Raw genomic sequence first — 14,722 nt, 5'->3', positions numbered from 1 at the left:
TCGACGCTTCAGGGGACTGATCCGGCCGGCAGGACTGCCGGCCGTTGGCAACGGAAGGCGGCGGCCGTGTCGCCACGGCGCCGCCTCGTGCGATTACGCTTCGGCCGAAGCGCGCAGACGATGGACGAGCTGGTTGTCCTTACCCTGGACCAGCGGCGTGATCGTGAAGTTGAACTCGATGTCCTTGTACGCATCGGCCTTCAGGCCCAGCGCCGCGCCACCGGTTTTCTCGACGACCGGCGGAATCAGCTCTTCGCGCGTTGCATACGCGAAGTCGTCCCAAATCAGCGGATCGCCTTCGATGTTGAACTGCGTGGTCAGCTTGCGATGGCCGTCGCTGCTGACGAAGAAGTGCACGTGCGCCGGACGGTTGCCGTGACGGCCCAGCACGTTCAGCAGCTGCTGCGTCGCGCCGTGCGGCGGGCAGCCGTAGCCGACCGGCATCAGCGTACGGAACTCGTACTTGCCGTCGGCGCCGGTCTTCACCGCGCCGCGCAGGTTGAATTCGCTCTGCGCGCCGGTCGGGTCGAAGTGCGAGTAGAAGCCCTTCGAGTTCGCGTGCCAGCACTCGACGAGCGCGCCCGCGACCGGCTTGCCGTCCAGATCCTTGACCGTGCCGCGGATCACCAGCGGGCCCGCGTCTTCGTCGGCGTTGATGTCGATCTTCGACACGCCGTCGCGCACCGGGGCGCCGGCCACATACAGCGGGCCTTCGATCGTGCGCGGCGTACCGCCTTCGAGACCGATCTTCTTGTCCTCGGCGTCCATGCGGATGTCGAGATATTTCTCGAGACCGAGGCCGGCTGCGAGCAGCGCTGCTTCGCCGTCCTGGCCCAGCTTGTTCAGATAGTTGACGCCGGCCCAGATTTCGTCGGGCGTGATGTCGAGGTCATCGATTGCCTTGAACAGGTCGCCCAGCAGACGGAAAACGATCTGCTGGGAACGTGCGTTGCCGTTGCCGGCATCGACGTTGGAAGCGGCCTTCAGCAGATCCTGCACTTCTTTGGTTTCAAATACTTTGACGCTCACGATGACTGTCTCCAGTTGGTATAGGGGGAAAAGATGGCTTTGGATGCGCTCGCCTTGAAATGCGCCTGGCCCCTGGGCTCAGATGTCGTCGTCCCGAATCGACGACGGGTGACGACACAGAGGCGTCACCGAAATCTTCATGTACGGGAACAGAGGCAAACCGGACAGAATGTCGTGAAGTTCGGCATTGCTCTCTACATCGAAGATGCTGTAGTTCGCGTACTCGCCAACGAGGCGCCAGATATGACGCCACTTGCCGCTACGCTGGAGTTCCTGCGAGTAAGCCTTCTCGCGGGTCTTGATTTCGTTCGCCACCTCGGCCGGCATGTCGACCGGCAGGTTCACGTCCATTCGTACATGGAAAAGCATGTTTGAATCCTCTTGATCTGAATCCGTTTAGCGGGTGACCTTCATCAGCCCTTCTCGAGTGAATCGCTTGACCTTCGCCTCGTCGAGTTCGATGCCGAGACCCGGGCCGTTCGGCACGGTCAGTTCGAAGTCGCTGTAATCGAGCGGCGTGGTCAGAATTTCTTCGGTGATCAGCAACGGCCCGAACAGCTCGGTGCCCCATTGCAGATTTGCGAAGCTCGCGAACAGATGCGCCGACGCCACCGTGCTGAACGCGCCTTCGAGCATCGTGCCGCCATACAGCTCGATGCCGGCCGCATCGGCGATCGCGGCCACGCGCTGCGCGGCGAACAGGCCGCCGCTCTGTTCGATCTTGATCGCGAACACATCGGCGCCGCCGTTCTTCGCGATCTCGAACGCGCTGTCCGGACCTTGCAGCACTTCGTCGGCCATCAGCGCGACCGGGAAGCGGCGCATCAGGCGCGCGAGCGCCGCGGCGGATGCAACCGGCTGCTCGACCAGATCGCAGCCCGCGTCGGCCAGCGCCGGAATCGCCCAGGCGGCCTGGGTCTCGCTCCAGGCCATGTTCACGTCGACGCGCACCGCGGCGCGCTCGCCGACCGCTTTCTTGATGTCGGCGACGTGTTTGATGTCGGTCTTCAGTTCCTTCGCGCCGATCTTCAGTTTGAAGACCTTGTGGCGGCGTACGTCGAGCATGTGCTCGGCTTCGGCGATGTCCTTCGCGGTATCGCCCGACGCGAGCGTCCACGCCACCGGCAGACGCTCACGGCGACGGCCGCCGAGCAGCTCGCTCACCGGCACGCCGAGGCGCTTGCCGTGCGCGTCGAGCAGCGCGGTTTCGAGCGCGCTCTTCGAGAAATGATTGACCTTGACCAGCTTGCCGAGGTGCGCCATCAGCGCCTGAATCTGCGTCGCGTCCTTACCGATCATCGCGGGGGCGAAGTAGGCGTCGATCGCGAGCTTCATCGCCTCGGGGCTTTCCGGGCCGTACGCCATGCCGGCGATCGTGGTGCCTTCGCCGATCCCGACGATGCCGTCGCTGCAGTACACCTTGACCAGCATCAGCGTCTGCCCGTACATCGTGGCGACCGACAGCTTATGAGGGCGGATCGTCGGCAGATCGACGAGGCGGGTTTCGATACGTTCGATGGTCGCGTGGGTCATGGCGGCTGCGGCGAGAAGTGAGTTCATTGGATGTTTTTATACCCCTCGCCCATTTGGCCCGTCCAATACTTTTCCTGTCCTTTTTCATACCTTCAGGGTATGGTTGGGCCCGCAACCCCGGCCTTTCTATGGATTCCGCACCGCACCATGCATGTGGCGCATGGAAAAACAGGCCGTTTTCGCGCCACGAACATGATCTGAGTCAAGCTTCGATGCTCGTAGAGCATGTTGTGCGCGGCGTGTGTGACTGGCGATAAGGCCTCACACCGCGGACAGCGCGCTAATCATCAGGTACGTCGTGAGCGGGCGACGTCGGCGGCTGACCGAATAACTGCTGATACCAGCCGAAGCTGCGAGCCACGTCATCGACACCGATGATCGTCCAGGTACGCGTCATTCAGGCCTCCATCCGGCCGACGATATGAACGCTATAGCTCGCCGCGCGCGGCGAGCGCGGAGATACGGTCGGCGGTGCGGCACGCGATCGCCTGGATCGTCAGTGACGGATTCACGCCGCCGACGGTCGGAAACACCGAGCCGTCGCACACCCACAGGTTGCGGATGTCCCAGCTGCGGCAGTCCGCATCGACGACGCTCGTCGCCGGATCGTCGCCCATGCGCGCGGAGCCGTTCAGGTGGCAGGTGTCGTCGGTCTCGCGCCAGATCTCCTTGCCGCCGGCGGCCGCGAGCGCCTGCTCCATGAAGTCTAGCGAATGCGCGATGAGCCGCTTGTCGTTGTCGCACCATGAATAGGTGACGCGCGCGATCGGCAGCCCGTACTGGTCCTTCTCGTCGGCAAGCGTCACGCGGTTGCGCTGCTGCGGCAGCATTTCGCCGACGATCTTCAGCCCCGCCTGGTGGTTGTACTTGAGCATCTCCGCGCCGAGCGCGTCGCCCCACAAGCCACGGCCGTTCTGCACCGCGACCCAGCCGTTCGGCAGCGGCCCCTGGCTCATGTAGCAGTAGCCGCCGAAAAAATCCTTGCCCTTGTCTTCGTAGTTCCAGTGCTCGGTGAGCGCGAGCGACGGCGGTCCCTTGTACCAGCGGATGTCTTCGTCGAAGGTGCCGTAGACGGCCTGGTTCGACTGCGCCATCAGGTTTTTGCCGACGAGGCCCGAGCTGTTTGCGAGTCCGTCAGGAAAGCGGCTATTGGCCGACATCAGCAACAGGCGCGGCGTTTCGATCGCGTAGCCGGCCACCACCACGTGCTTCGCGCGCTGGAATCGCCATTGCCCTTCGCGCAGATATTCGACGCCGGTGGCGAGCCCCGCGTCGCTGGTGACGACGCGGCCGACCATCGCCAGGTCGCGCACTTCGGCGCCGGCACGCAGCGCGCGCGGAATCCACGTGACGAGCGCGCTTTGCTTCGCGTTGGTCGCGCAGCCGGACACGCAAAAGCCGCGGTACACGCACGGATGCGCGCGGCCGCGCGGCGCCGAGATGGTCGCGAGCGGCGTCGGGCTCCAGCCGATGCCGAGCGCCTCGGCGCCGCGTGCGAGCACCAGCGCCGCCGCGTTCAGCTCATGCGCGCGATACGGATAGCGCGGCCGCTTCGGCCCCCACGGATAGTTCACCGGTCCGGAGATTTTCAGCGCGTCCTCGACGTCGCCGTAGTAGCGCCACATCTCGCGCCAGTCGAGCGGCCAGTCGGCGCCATAGCCGAGCACGCTGCGCGACTTGAACCACTCGGGCCGAAAGCGCAGCGACACCATCGCGAAGTGGACCGTGCTGCCGCCCACCGCCTTGCCGCTGTTGTTGTGGCCGAGCTTCAGCGGATTGTCGCCGTCGCAGATGCGCTCGTCGGTCCAGAACAGTTTTTCCTGATGCGCTTCGTCCGATGCGAACTCTTCGAGCGGACGCCACCAGGCGCCGGCATCGAACGCGACGACCTTGAAGCCTTTCTCCGCGAGCCGGCACGCGAGCGTGCCGCCGCCGGCGCCAGTGCCGACAATCGCGAAATCGACCTCTTCGCCGTCGGGGTACATGCGCATCGGCACCCAGCCGTCGCGCCGGAACACGTCGGGCGCGCGGCCGTCCTTGCCGCGCGGACGTTGCTGCGCGTCATCGGACACGGCGGTTCTCCCTGGCGGCGTGCTCGTGCGTGTCGGGCGCCGCTTCGACCGCCTCCCACGGATCGCGCCGGTTCAGGTACATGCGCACATAGCCGCGCGGATTCGCCGGGCCGCCGAAGCCGATCTCGCTCCATGCATGCGGGTGCGAGTAGTAGAGCCCGCAGATGTCGTGCAGCACACGCTCGCTAAAGAACAGCTTCGACGGCATGCCGCGCCACGCGGGGTTCGTCAGTTCGCCGCGCTGCATCTCGCCAAGCAGCGCGATCTGCGCATCCTCTGCGAGGCTCGCGAACGGCAGGCCGCCGCGCTCGCGGCATTCGGCATCGAGCGCGGCGAGGCCGACGCGCCAGGCGTCGCGCATCGGCGGCAATCGGGCGTCGCGGTAGCCGTCGTTGCTGTTGCCGGCAAGGCGAGCGTCGAGCAGCGCGGCGAGCGGCACCACCGGCTGCGCGTTCGCTTGCGGCACGATGCGGGCGCACAGCGACGTGACCGCTAGCCACTCGACAGCGCCGAAAAAGCGCGGCTCGAGCGGTGTTGCGAGGCGTTCGGCGATCACCGCGCGGGTAGGCTCGTCCCACGACGGCGTCGTGCGTTTGTCGAGCACGTCGTAGCCGGGATAGCGGGTGGCTCGGGTCGAGCGCGGTTGATGGGTCATCTTTCAGTCGCCCGCAGACGCAGCGCGGCGAGCCCGGCGAGCGCCAGCGCGGAAAAGCTCGGCGGCGCGGGCAGCGGCGGCCCGTCGAACAGGTTCTGGCTCCAGTTGCGCCAGCCGCCCTGCCGACGCGCGATCCCGCGCGCGTGAAAACCCGCGCCGACAAAGCCGAGCGCGCTCGTGATGCGCAACCAGAGCCGCGTGTGCCAGCGCTCGCGCGGAGCGGCCAGCGCGGCATGCGCGAGCAGCGCCGCGGTGACCGGCGGAATGCTGACCGGCGCGTACATCGCGCGATGCTGGAACGCGCCGCGAAAATGCAGCAGCGCGGCCTCCCCCACGGTGCCGACGAGACCGGCCGCGACCAGCAGACCGAGCGCCTGACCGGCCGGCATGCCGAGCAGTCGCGGGTCGTCGGCGGGCTCGTCGCGCAGCCGTTCGGCGACGGCACCGAACGCGCCCGACAGCAGCAACGCGATCGGCGCGCCGAGCGGCGCCGCGTGAAACAGGTTGTTCCAGCTCCAGCCGCCCGGGCGCTTCATCACGTTGTAGACATGGAAGCCCGTGCCGGCGATGCCGGTTGCCGCCGCGCTCAGATAGATCGCATGGCGCGCGCGATGCGTGCGGCCGCGACGATCCGCGCCGCCATGCAGGCCCGCGGCGAGCGACAGACTCGCGCTGACGAGCGGCGCGAACATCGCGGGGTTGTCGAACGAGCCGCGGTAGTGCTCCATCGCGCTGTCGGCGAGCACCGACAGCGCGAGCAGCGCGGAGCTATGGTTGAAGGTGCGGGCCGCTTCGACGTGTGCCTGGACTTCGGCGGCGGGTTTACTCGTGTGCACACGCGCCGGGGACGTCACGAAGGCTCGACGCTGATGGTGTCGCGGACCGGTCCGACGCAAACCGCGATGCGACTCGGGTCCTCGCGCGCCGCGCGCGGCCAACGTCGCGATGGCCGCCACCGCCGCCGCCGTGTACAGCAATCCGGGTACGCTTGAAGAGCTCATCGATATCGCTTCCTTGTTCTGACCTGCCTTATTTGATGAGGTAGCGCGCGGCGTCGCCATGCTTGAACTCGAGCCCGCAACCGGGTCGCGACAGGTCCGGCTCCATCTGGCCATCGCGCAAACGCGGCGCGCCGTCGAACAGCATGGCTTCGATCCGGGCGTGGTCGTGGAACCACTCCTGGTGGCGCAGGCGCGGCGCCGCGCATGCGACGTGCAGATGCAGCGCCGGCGCGCAGTGGGCGGACAGCGGCACGTGATACGCGTCGCACAGCGCGGCGGCCTGCAGAAAGCCGGTGATGCCGCCGCAGCGGCTCGCGTCGGCTTGCAGCACGTCGGCGGCACCGGTCGCGAGCAGGTGGCGGAAGTCGTCGAGCGTGTAGCCGTATTCGCCGGCGGCGATCTCCATGCCGGCCGGTGCGTGCTCGCGCACGTTGCGCAGACCCGCTTCGTCGTCCGATGACACGGGCTCCTCGAACCAGCTCACCTGGTGCTCGGCGAAGCGTTGCGCGTAGGACAGCGCCCGTTGCGGCGTGAACGCGCCGTTCGCGTCGACGAACAGGCCCGCGCCGCCGATCGCCTCGCGCGCCGCCGCGACGCGCGCCGGGTCCTTGTCCGGCTCGCTGCCGATTTTCATCTTGACCCACCGGCAGCCGTCCTGCGCGACCCAGCCGGCGAACTGCTGCTGCAAGCGCTGGTTCGTGTACGTGGTGAAGCCGCCGCTGCCGTAGACCGGCACGGTCGGGCGCAGCGCGCCGAGTACCCCGACGAGCGGCACGCCGAGCAGCTTCGCCTTCAGGTCCCACAGTGCGCAGTCGATTGCTGAAATGGCGGTGGCCGCGAGTCCCGCTCGGCCGAGATTGCGCACCTGGCGTTGTAGCCGTTGCCAATGCGCGCCGACGTCCAGGCCGTCGTGATTCAACACGCAGGTGGCGAGCGCGCCCTGGATCAGCGCGACGATGCAGGCGTCGCTGTACGTGTAGCCGATGCCGGTCTCGCCGCCCGCGTCGACCTCGACGACGACCAGTGTGGTCGCGTCCCACGCGAACGTGCCGTCGGCCTCGGGCGCGTCGGTCGGAATCCGGTACGCGCTCGCGCGCAGCGCGCTCACGAGCGCTTGCGAGGCGCCCCCGCTCGTGACGCCGCGCTTCATGGCCGCGCTCCTTGCTCGCCCGCGCGACGCCTTGCGGTAATGCAATAACCGACGGTCCCCGACATTCCGGTCTCCGGGTGGTAGTGGGACGACGCTGCCTGCTTTGCCGCAAGTACCGTTCCGCACTATTTCAATCCGTAAAGCGGACCGCGATGGCAACCACGCCCGGCTCTTCGTCAATCGGCCAAACCGCCTATGTCGTTTGGCGGAGGCGACTTGGGCCCGCGCGTGGCGTAAAATACGCGCTTTCCCGAAAAACTCGCCAACATGACGCTCGCCTCCACCCAAGAGATCATCGCCGAACTGAAAGCCGGTCGGATGGTGATCCTCGTCGACGAAGAAGACCGCGAAAACGAGGGCGACCTCGTGATCGCCGCCGAGTTTGTCACTCCGGAAGCGATCAATTTCATGGCTCGCTACGGCCGCGGCCTGATCTGCCTGACGCTAACTCAGGACCGCTGCAAACAGCTGAACCTGCCGCTGATGACCTACCGCAACGGCACGCAATACGGCACCGCGTTCACGGTCAGCATCGAAGCGGCCGAAGGCGTGACGACCGGCATCTCGGCAGCCGACCGGGCCCGCACCATCGCCGCCGCGGTCGCGCCGGACGCGAAAGCCGAACACATCGTGCAGCCGGGCCATATCTTCCCGATCATGGCTCAGCCGGGCGGCGTGCTGGTGCGCGCCGGCCATACCGAAGCCGGCTGCGATTTCACTAGGCTCGCGGGCCTGACGCCGGCCGCGGTGATCTGCGAAGTGATCAAGGACGACGGCACGATGGCGCGTCTGCCGGATCTGCTCGAGTTCGGCAAGGAACACGGCCTGAAGACCGGCACGATCGCCGATCTGATCCACTATCGCAGCCGCACGGAATCGATCGTCGAGCGCATTTGCGAACGCACGATGCAAACCGCGCATGGCGCGTTCCGCGCGGTCATGTATCTCGACCAGCCGAGCGGCCAGCCGCACATCGCGCTGGTGCGCGGCACGCCGTCGCCCGATCGCGACACGCCGGTGCGCGTGCACGAGCCGCTTTCTGTGCTGGATCTGCTCGAAGTCGGCGAATCCACGCACTCGTGGACGCTGGATGCGGCCATGAAAGAAATCGCGGAACGCGATCTCGGCGTGGTCGTGCTGCTGAACTGCGGCGACTCGAAAGACCATCTGATCGACGTCTTCAAGGCGTTCGACTCGAAGGAAAAAGCGGAAGCGCTGAAGCGCCGGCCGGTCGACTTCAAAACCTACGGCATCGGCGCGCAGATTCTGCGCGAACTCGGCGTCGGCAAGATGCAGGTGCTGTCGAACCCACGCAAGCTCGGCAGCATGTCGGGTTATGGTCTCGAAGTGACGGGCTTCATTCCGATGCCCGGCAGCAAAACGCAAGCCCTGCAAGTCTGATCCGGCCACTTACGCGCCTCGCGCCCACTCAAACACTACGGAATTCACATGGAAATCGGACAATACCAACCGAATCTCGACGGCGACGGACTGCGCATCGGCATCGTCCAGGCGCGCTTTAACGAACCCGTCTGCAACGGCCTCGCCGACTCATGCATCGAAGAACTCGAACGCCTCGGCGTGACCGGCGAAGACGTGCTGCTCGTCACGGTGCCGGGCGCGCTGGAAATCCCTCTCGCACTGCAAAAGCTCGCGGAAAGCGCGCAATTCGACGCGCTGATCGCGCTCGGCGCGGTGATCCGCGGTGAAACGTACCACTTCGAACTCGTGTCGAACGAAAGCGGCGCGGGCATCACGCGCATCGGCCTCGACTTCGGCATTCCGGTCGCGAACGCGGTGCTGACTACCGAGAACGACGAGCAGGCCGTCGCGCGCATGACCGAGAAGGGCCGCGACGCCGCGCGCGTGGCTGTCGAGATGGCGAACCTCGCGGTCGCGCTCGAACAGCTCGGCGGCGATGACGACGAAGATGAAGACGAAGACGACGAGGAAGAGGCATGAAGAGCGCACGCCGACGCTCCCGCGAACTGGCCACGCAGGGGCTTTACCAGTGGCTGCTGTCGGGCTCGCCCGGCGGTGAGATCGACGCGCAACTGCGCGGCGCGCAAGGTTACGACAAGGCCGACCACGAGCATCTGGACGCAATCCTGCATGGCGTGATGCGCGATTCCGAGGAATTGTCCGCCGCGATCGCGCCGTGCCTCGATCGTCCGATCGATCAACTGTCGCCGGTCGAACGCGCGGTGCTGCTGGTCGCCGCGTTCGAACTGAAGAACCACGTCGATATTCCGTATCGCGTGGTGATCAACGAAGCGGTCGAGCTAACCAAGACGTTCGGCGGCTCGGACGGCTACAAGTACGTGAACGGCGTGCTCGACAAGCTCTCGGCGCAACTGCGCGCCGCCGAAACGCAGGCAGCTCGCAAGGGCTGAGCGCGGCGCGGGGGGCCCATGCTGCGCATCGGCGCCCCGCCACGACTCGCTGCACAGGGCGAAGAACCTCGATCGCCCGCAAGGACGGCGCCGCGCGCATCGATGAGCGCATCATTCGATGAGTGGGCGCCGTCTGCTTTTGAACTGGATCTGACCGTATGAACTCCGTGACCGAACCTCTCGTGCGGCTTGCCGCGCGCGTCGATGCCATCCAGCCTTTCTACGTGATGGAACTGGCCAAGGAGGCCGCGCTGCTCGAACGCGCGGGGCGCGACATCATTCACATGGGCATCGGCGAACCGGATTTCACCGCGCCCGAGCCGGTCATCGAGGCGGCCGCGAGCGCGCTGCGCCGCGGCGTCACGCAATACACGAACGCGCTCGGCGTGCACGAGCTGCGCGACGCGATTTCCACGCATTACGCCGAGTTCTACGGCATCGACGTCGATCCGGCGCGGATCGTCGTCACCGCGGGCGCGTCGGCGGCGCTGCTGCTCGCGTGCGCGGCGCTCGTCGATCGCGACGACGAAGTGCTGATGCCCGACCCGTGCTATCCGTGCAACCGCCATTTCGTGATCGCCGCCGAAGGCAGGCCGGTGATGGTGCCGAGCGGGCCGGCCGAGCGCTTCCAGCTGACCGCCGCCGACGTGGAACGCCTGTGGGGCGAGCGCACCCGCGGCGTGCTGCTCGCGTCGCCGTCGAATCCGACCGGCACGTCGATCGAGCCGGCCGAGCTCGAGCGGATCGTCAAAGCCGTGCGCGCGCGCGGCGGCTTCACGATCGTCGACGAGATCTACCAGGGCCTCAGCTACGACGCGAAGCCCGTGTCGGCGCTGTCGTTCGGCGACGACGTGGTCACCGTCAACAGCTTCTCGAAGTATTTCAACATGACGGGCTGGCGCCTCGGCTGGCTCGTCGTGCCGCCCGCGATGGTCAGCGCGTTCGAAAAGCTCGCGCAAAACCTGTTCATCTGCGCGTCGGCGCTCGCTCAGCACGCGGCGCTCGCCTGCTTCGAGCCGGAGACGATCGCGATCTACGAAGCGCGGCGTCTCGAATTCAAGCGACGCCGCGACTTCATCGCGCCGGCGCTCGAATCGCTCGGCTTCTCGGTGCCGGTGATGCCCGACGGTGCTTTCTATGTGTACGCGGACTGCCGCGGCGTCGCGCATCCGGCGGCCGGCGACAGCGCAGCGCTCACGAAGGCGATGCTGCACGATGCCGGCGTCGTGCTGGTGCCGGGCATGGACTTCGGCACGCACGCACCGAGGGACTACATCCGGCTGTCGTATGCGACCGGGTATCCGAAGCTCGAAGAGGCTGTCGAGCGGCTGGCGAAGCTGTTCGGGCGGCATTGACGCATTGATGAGGGACGACTCGGCGGCGACCGGCCTTCCAGACGCAAAAAAGGACACCCTCGGGTGTCCTTTTTTTCATGCGGCTAGCTAACGTCTAACTCAAGCCCCCAGCTCCGACGCCGACGCCACATGGCGCGTTGCCGAATTGGCGCTCGCGTCGTCCTGCTGATCGGCCGGCTGCGAGTGCGCCGCCGGGGTCGCCGAGCTCAGCTCGTGACCGCCCTGCAAGGTCACCTGGACGCGCTTGCCGTTGCCGCCGCTGGTCGAGGCGGCTGGCGTCGGCGTCGCCGACGCGGTCAGCACCGGAGCCTGCGGCGCATTGATCGGCACCTTGCGGCCACGCGCGACGTCGCGCAGGCGACCGCGCTCGGCCATCACCTTCGCACCGTAGCCACCATCGTCCTGCGTGCTCGATCCGACGTACAGACGCAGGCCGCCCGGCAGCGAGCCGCCGCGCGCGATGCAGTCCTTCAGCACGAGCGCGCCGACCTTGATGTTCGCGAGCGGGTCGAGCGCAGCGCTCTGGCCGCCGAAATACCGGAATTTGTCCGAATGCACCTTCGACATCACCTGCATCAGGCCCTGTGCGCCCACGCCGCTCTCGGCGTATGGATTGAAGCCCGATTCGATCGCCATCACTGAGAGCAGCAGCAGCGGATCGAGGCCGACTTCGCGGCCGGTGTCGAACGCGGCCTTCACGAGCTCGCTGACGGGCTCCTGAGCAACGCGATAACGCCGCGCGAGGTACGAGGCGACCAGGTCCTGCTCATGACTCGACACGAGCACGCGGTCGTCGCGCGCATCGGCCGACACGCGCTGCTGCGGAATCAGACGCGCGAACGCGCTGACGCCCTGCATCGTGCGCGGATCGAGGCCGTTGAGCGCGACGGTGCTGGTGCCCGACGTGGCGGCGTTGTCGAACGCGCCGTCGAAGCTGGTGGTCGCTGAGGTGAGCGTCATGCTGCCGTCGCTCGAGGCATCGGCGGGGCTCGGCGTGGACGGCGAATTGGCCGAAAGCGATTCGTCGGATGCGCCAGCGTTTCTGGTCGGTCCGATGGCCGGCAGCGGGTTGCCTTGCAGCAGACGGGCGGGGCCCGCTTGCACGGCGGCGGAAATGACCGGCATCAGACGCGCGGCGAGCACGCCGCGCCAAGTCGGCATCAGCCACAGTGCGAGAGCCAGCACCACGGCGATCCCGCCGACAATGCTGAACAGGTGATGACTCAGTCGCGTCCCGCGGCGCAGCGCACCGCGCACAAGCTGCGCAATACGCTCATCAGGACGCCACGATAACCAGGCGTTCATTCAGATCTCCCATCTTGCATGATCCGCGAACTCCGCCGGGTCAAATCAGGCGGTACAGCGCGCTCGCAGAGTCAAGACATCGCGTGCTCTCTGGTTGGGCAGCAGCGACGTCGGGAAAACGGCAACAAATACCGTTTCGGGGAGCCATCTCAAAAACAGCCCACACATATTCAATGTGTACCGGGCTTGGCTCCCACGCGAAAAACCAGCGTTGATGGACGCTGGTGAGGGACTTCAATAATGCCGTTCTACCCTGCAGGGAAGTAAAACGGTGACGCGTTGCGTCTGAGGACCGGGGGCGACGGTAAAAAGGTTAACGCCCTGCAACCAATGTGGACGGATTCTATGCACGGTTTTATAGATCGTCAACACTATAGAATGCAATAACTATAACTATTTGTAATTATAAACAGTGTTCAGTCGGCCGAAAGCCCTGCTCTATGTGCGTTTTAGGCGATCCGACCCTGGCTGTTCCGGATAGACCATTTGGTTGATCTACGTGCGCTGGCTAACGCAGGTAAAATCGACAATCGATTTTTGCGCTGAGCAGGGACCACCGTCGTTCCCTGCTGCGCCCTCAGTCCTATGCGCCGTGCATGCGGCCCTGAACCGTCACAGATGAAATATAAAGACTTGCGCGATTTCATCGGCCGCCTCGAGGCGATCGGCGAATTGCGCCGAATTTCGCAAAAGGTGTCGCCGAATCTCGAAATGACCGAACTGTGCGACCGCGTGCTGCGCGCGGGCGGTCCGGCTCTGCTGTTCGAGAACACCGAGCGCCACGCGTTCCCGGTGCTCGGCAATCTGTTCGGCACGCCGCGCCGCGTCGCACTCGGGATGGGCATCGATACCGAAGCGGGCGCGGGCGACCAGGCGGCGCTCGAATCGCTGCGCGACGTCGGCCGGCTACTCTCCGCACTGAAGGAACCCGAGCCGCCGAAGGGGCTTAAGGACGCCGGCAAGCTGCTGTCGCTAGCGAAGGCCGTGTGGGATATGGCGCCGAAGACGGTCAGCGCGCCGCCCTGCCAGGAAATCGTCTGGGAAGGCAACGACGTCGACCTCGCCAAATTGCCCATTCAAACCTGCTGGCCCGGCGATGCCGGGCCGCTGATCACCTGGGGTCTGACCGTCACGAAAGGGCCGAACAAGAGCCGACAAAACCTCGGTATCTATCGCCAGCAACTGATCGGGCGAAACAAACTGATCATGCGCTGGCTCGCGCATCGCGGCGGAGCACTCGATTTCCGCGAGTTCGCGCTGAAAAATCCCGGCAAGCCTTATCCGGTGGCCGTTGTGCTCGGCGCCGACCCGGCGACGATCCTCGGCGCGGTCACGCCGGTGCCCGACACGCTGTCCGAATACCAGTTCGCCGGCCTGCTGCGCGGCGGTCGAACCGAGCTCGCGAAGTGCATCACGCCCGGCGTCGACGGCCTGCAGGTGCCCGCACGTGCCGAGATCGTGCTCGAGGGCTTCATCTATCCGCAGGAAGGCGGACCCTCGCCTGCTCCGGCTGGCGCGCCGCCGCGTCCTTCGAAGGGTGCCTCGGCAAGCTACGAACACGCGCTCGAGGGCCCGTACGGCGATCACACCGGCTACTACAACGAACAGGAATGGTTCCCGGTCTTTACGGTCGAGCGCATCACGATGCGCCGCGACGCGATCTATCACTCCACCTACACCGGCAAACCGCCCGACGAGCCCGCGGTGCTCGGCGTCGCGCTGAACGAAGTGTTCGTGCCGCTGCTGCAGAAGCAGTTCACCGAGATCACGGACTTCTATCTGCCGCCCGAAGGCTGCAGCTACCGCATGGCGATCGTGCAGATGAAGAAGAGCTACCCCGGCCACGCGAAGCGCGTGATGTTCGGCGTGTGGAGCTTCCTGCGGCAGTTCATGTATACGAAGTTCATCGTTGTCGTCGATGAGGACGTCAATATCCGCGACTGGAACGAAGTGATCTGGGCGATCACCACGCGAGTGGACCCGACGCGCGACACCGTGCTCGTCGACCGCACGCCGATCGACTATCTCGATTTCGCGTCGCCGGTAGCCGGTCTCGGCTCGAAGATGGGGCTCGACGCGACCAACAAGTGGCCGGGCGAGACCGACCGCGAATGGGGTCGCCCGATCGTGATGGACGAGGCGGTCAAACAGCGTATCGATAGCTTGTGGAACGAATTGGGCCTCGGCCTGTAATGCGCACCGGACAACACAATCAATAACGAATGGAGC

The 14,722-nt window shown here is 65.9% G+C and carries 13 protein-coding genes; 5 read left to right on the top strand and 8 right to left on the bottom strand.

The window, feature by feature from the left end; translation table 11 throughout:
* Positions 1-93: 93 nt before the first annotated feature.
* The 7 genes from catA to GCT19_RS27665 all read right to left on the bottom strand — a co-directional run bounded on the left by catA (position 94) and on the right by GCT19_RS27665 (position 7,440).
* Positions 94-1,029, bottom strand: a complete 936-nt coding sequence (gene catA, locus GCT19_RS27700) for a catechol 1,2-dioxygenase (RefSeq protein WP_013090219.1) — start codon at positions 1,027-1,029, stop codon at positions 94-96.
* Between the two features lie 78 nt (positions 1,030-1,107).
* The gene (gene catC / locus GCT19_RS27695; protein WP_013090220.1) at positions 1,108-1,398 is read right to left on the bottom strand and encodes a muconolactone Delta-isomerase; all 291 of its coding nucleotides are present in this window, start codon (positions 1,396-1,398) and stop codon (positions 1,108-1,110) included.
* Between the two features lie 27 nt (positions 1,399-1,425).
* Positions 1,426-2,562, bottom strand: a complete 1,137-nt coding sequence (locus GCT19_RS27690) for a muconate/chloromuconate family cycloisomerase (protein ID WP_013090221.1) — start codon at positions 2,560-2,562, stop codon at positions 1,426-1,428.
* Between the two features lie 428 nt (positions 2,563-2,990).
* Positions 2,991-4,634 carry a GMC family oxidoreductase gene (locus GCT19_RS27680; protein WP_184251938.1) on the bottom strand — a complete coding sequence of 548 codons (1,644 nt, stop codon included), beginning with the start codon at positions 4,632-4,634 and terminating at the stop codon, positions 2,991-2,993.
* Positions 4,624-5,289: a gluconate 2-dehydrogenase subunit 3 family protein gene (locus GCT19_RS27675; RefSeq protein WP_018434490.1), complete on the bottom strand. Its 666-nt coding sequence runs from the start codon at positions 5,287-5,289 to the stop codon at positions 4,624-4,626. Before GCT19_RS27675 ends, GCT19_RS27680 begins: the two co-directional genes overlap by 11 nt.
* On the bottom strand, positions 5,286-6,290 hold the full coding sequence (locus tag GCT19_RS27670; protein ID WP_152853708.1) for a hypothetical protein: 1,005 nt from the start codon (positions 6,288-6,290) through the stop codon (positions 5,286-5,288). Before GCT19_RS27670 ends, GCT19_RS27675 begins: the two co-directional genes overlap by 4 nt.
* A 28-nt stretch (positions 6,291-6,318) precedes the next feature.
* Complete coding sequence (locus GCT19_RS27665; RefSeq protein WP_152853707.1) at positions 6,319-7,440, bottom strand: enolase C-terminal domain-like protein; 1,122 nt, start codon at positions 7,438-7,440, stop codon at positions 6,319-6,321.
* A 267-nt stretch (positions 7,441-7,707) separates the two neighbouring features.
* On the opposite strand from GCT19_RS27665, the gene ribBA reads away from it, so the two are divergent.
* From ribBA to GCT19_RS27645, 4 genes are all read left to right on the top strand, one after another.
* The gene (gene ribBA / locus GCT19_RS27660; RefSeq protein ID WP_152853706.1) at positions 7,708-8,841 is read left to right on the top strand and encodes a bifunctional 3,4-dihydroxy-2-butanone-4-phosphate synthase/GTP cyclohydrolase II; all 1,134 of its coding nucleotides are present in this window, start codon (positions 7,708-7,710) and stop codon (positions 8,839-8,841) included.
* 48 nt (positions 8,842-8,889) lie between these two features.
* Positions 8,890-9,402, top strand: coding sequence for a 6,7-dimethyl-8-ribityllumazine synthase (gene ribH, locus GCT19_RS27655; protein ID WP_013090228.1), 513 nt, complete (start codon positions 8,890-8,892; stop codon positions 9,400-9,402).
* Positions 9,399-9,833, top strand: coding sequence for a transcription antitermination factor NusB (gene nusB, locus GCT19_RS27650; RefSeq protein WP_013090229.1), 435 nt, complete (start codon positions 9,399-9,401; stop codon positions 9,831-9,833). The genes ribH and nusB overlap by 4 nt, the downstream gene beginning before the upstream one ends.
* A gap of 158 nt (positions 9,834-9,991) precedes the next feature.
* Complete coding sequence (locus tag GCT19_RS27645) at positions 9,992-11,188, top strand: pyridoxal phosphate-dependent aminotransferase (RefSeq protein WP_152853705.1); 1,197 nt, start codon at positions 9,992-9,994, stop codon at positions 11,186-11,188.
* A 99-nt stretch (positions 11,189-11,287) separates the two neighbouring features.
* Here the strand turns inward: GCT19_RS27645 and GCT19_RS27640 are convergent, their stop codons facing one another.
* Positions 11,288-12,493 (bottom strand): transglycosylase SLT domain-containing protein, encoded by a 1,206-nt coding sequence (locus GCT19_RS27640; protein ID WP_152853704.1) that lies wholly within the window; start codon positions 12,491-12,493, stop codon positions 11,288-11,290.
* A gap of 618 nt (positions 12,494-13,111) precedes the next feature.
* Here GCT19_RS27640 and GCT19_RS27635 point away from each other — a divergent pair.
* Entirely contained in the window at positions 13,112-14,686 is a 1,575-nt protein-coding gene (locus tag GCT19_RS27635) for a UbiD family decarboxylase (protein ID WP_152853703.1), read from the top strand.
* The last annotated feature ends 36 nt before the right edge of the window (positions 14,687-14,722 follow it).

The sequence above is a fragment of the Paraburkholderia atlantica genome (assembly GCF_009362785.1).
Lineage (GTDB): Bacteria > Pseudomonadota > Gammaproteobacteria > Burkholderiales > Burkholderiaceae > Paraburkholderia > Paraburkholderia atlantica.
The sequence above is the reverse complement of the archived record's forward strand: the minus strand, read 5'-3'. Positions and strand labels throughout refer to the sequence as shown.

What these genes read in the sequence shown, in the direction of transcription:
- catC (WP_013090220.1), bottom strand. Translation starts at nt 1,398, where the DNA reads ATGCTTTTCCATGTACGAATGGACGTGAACCTGCCGGTCGACATGCCG.
- GCT19_RS27690 (WP_013090221.1), bottom strand. Translation starts at nt 2,562, where the DNA reads ATGACCCACGCGACCATCGAACGTATCGAAACCCGCCTCGTCGATCTG.
- GCT19_RS27675 (WP_018434490.1), bottom strand. Translation starts at nt 5,289, where the DNA reads ATGACCCATCAACCGCGCTCGACCCGAGCCACCCGCTATCCCGGCTAC.
- GCT19_RS27670 (WP_152853708.1), bottom strand. Translation starts at nt 6,290, where the DNA reads ATGAGCTCTTCAAGCGTACCCGGATTGCTGTACACGGCGGCGGCGGTG.
- GCT19_RS27665 (WP_152853707.1), bottom strand. Translation starts at nt 7,440, where the DNA reads ATGAAGCGCGGCGTCACGAGCGGGGGCGCCTCGCAAGCGCTCGTGAGC.
- ribBA (WP_152853706.1), top strand. Translation starts at nt 7,708, where the DNA reads ATGACGCTCGCCTCCACCCAAGAGATCATCGCCGAACTGAAAGCCGGT.
- ribH (WP_013090228.1), top strand. Translation starts at nt 8,890, where the DNA reads ATGGAAATCGGACAATACCAACCGAATCTCGACGGCGACGGACTGCGC.
- nusB (WP_013090229.1), top strand. Translation starts at nt 9,399, where the DNA reads ATGAAGAGCGCACGCCGACGCTCCCGCGAACTGGCCACGCAGGGGCTT.
- GCT19_RS27645 (WP_152853705.1), top strand. Translation starts at nt 9,992, where the DNA reads ATGAACTCCGTGACCGAACCTCTCGTGCGGCTTGCCGCGCGCGTCGAT.
- GCT19_RS27640 (WP_152853704.1), bottom strand. Translation starts at nt 12,493, where the DNA reads ATGAACGCCTGGTTATCGTGGCGTCCTGATGAGCGTATTGCGCAGCTT.
- GCT19_RS27635 (WP_152853703.1), top strand. Translation starts at nt 13,112, where the DNA reads ATGAAATATAAAGACTTGCGCGATTTCATCGGCCGCCTCGAGGCGATC.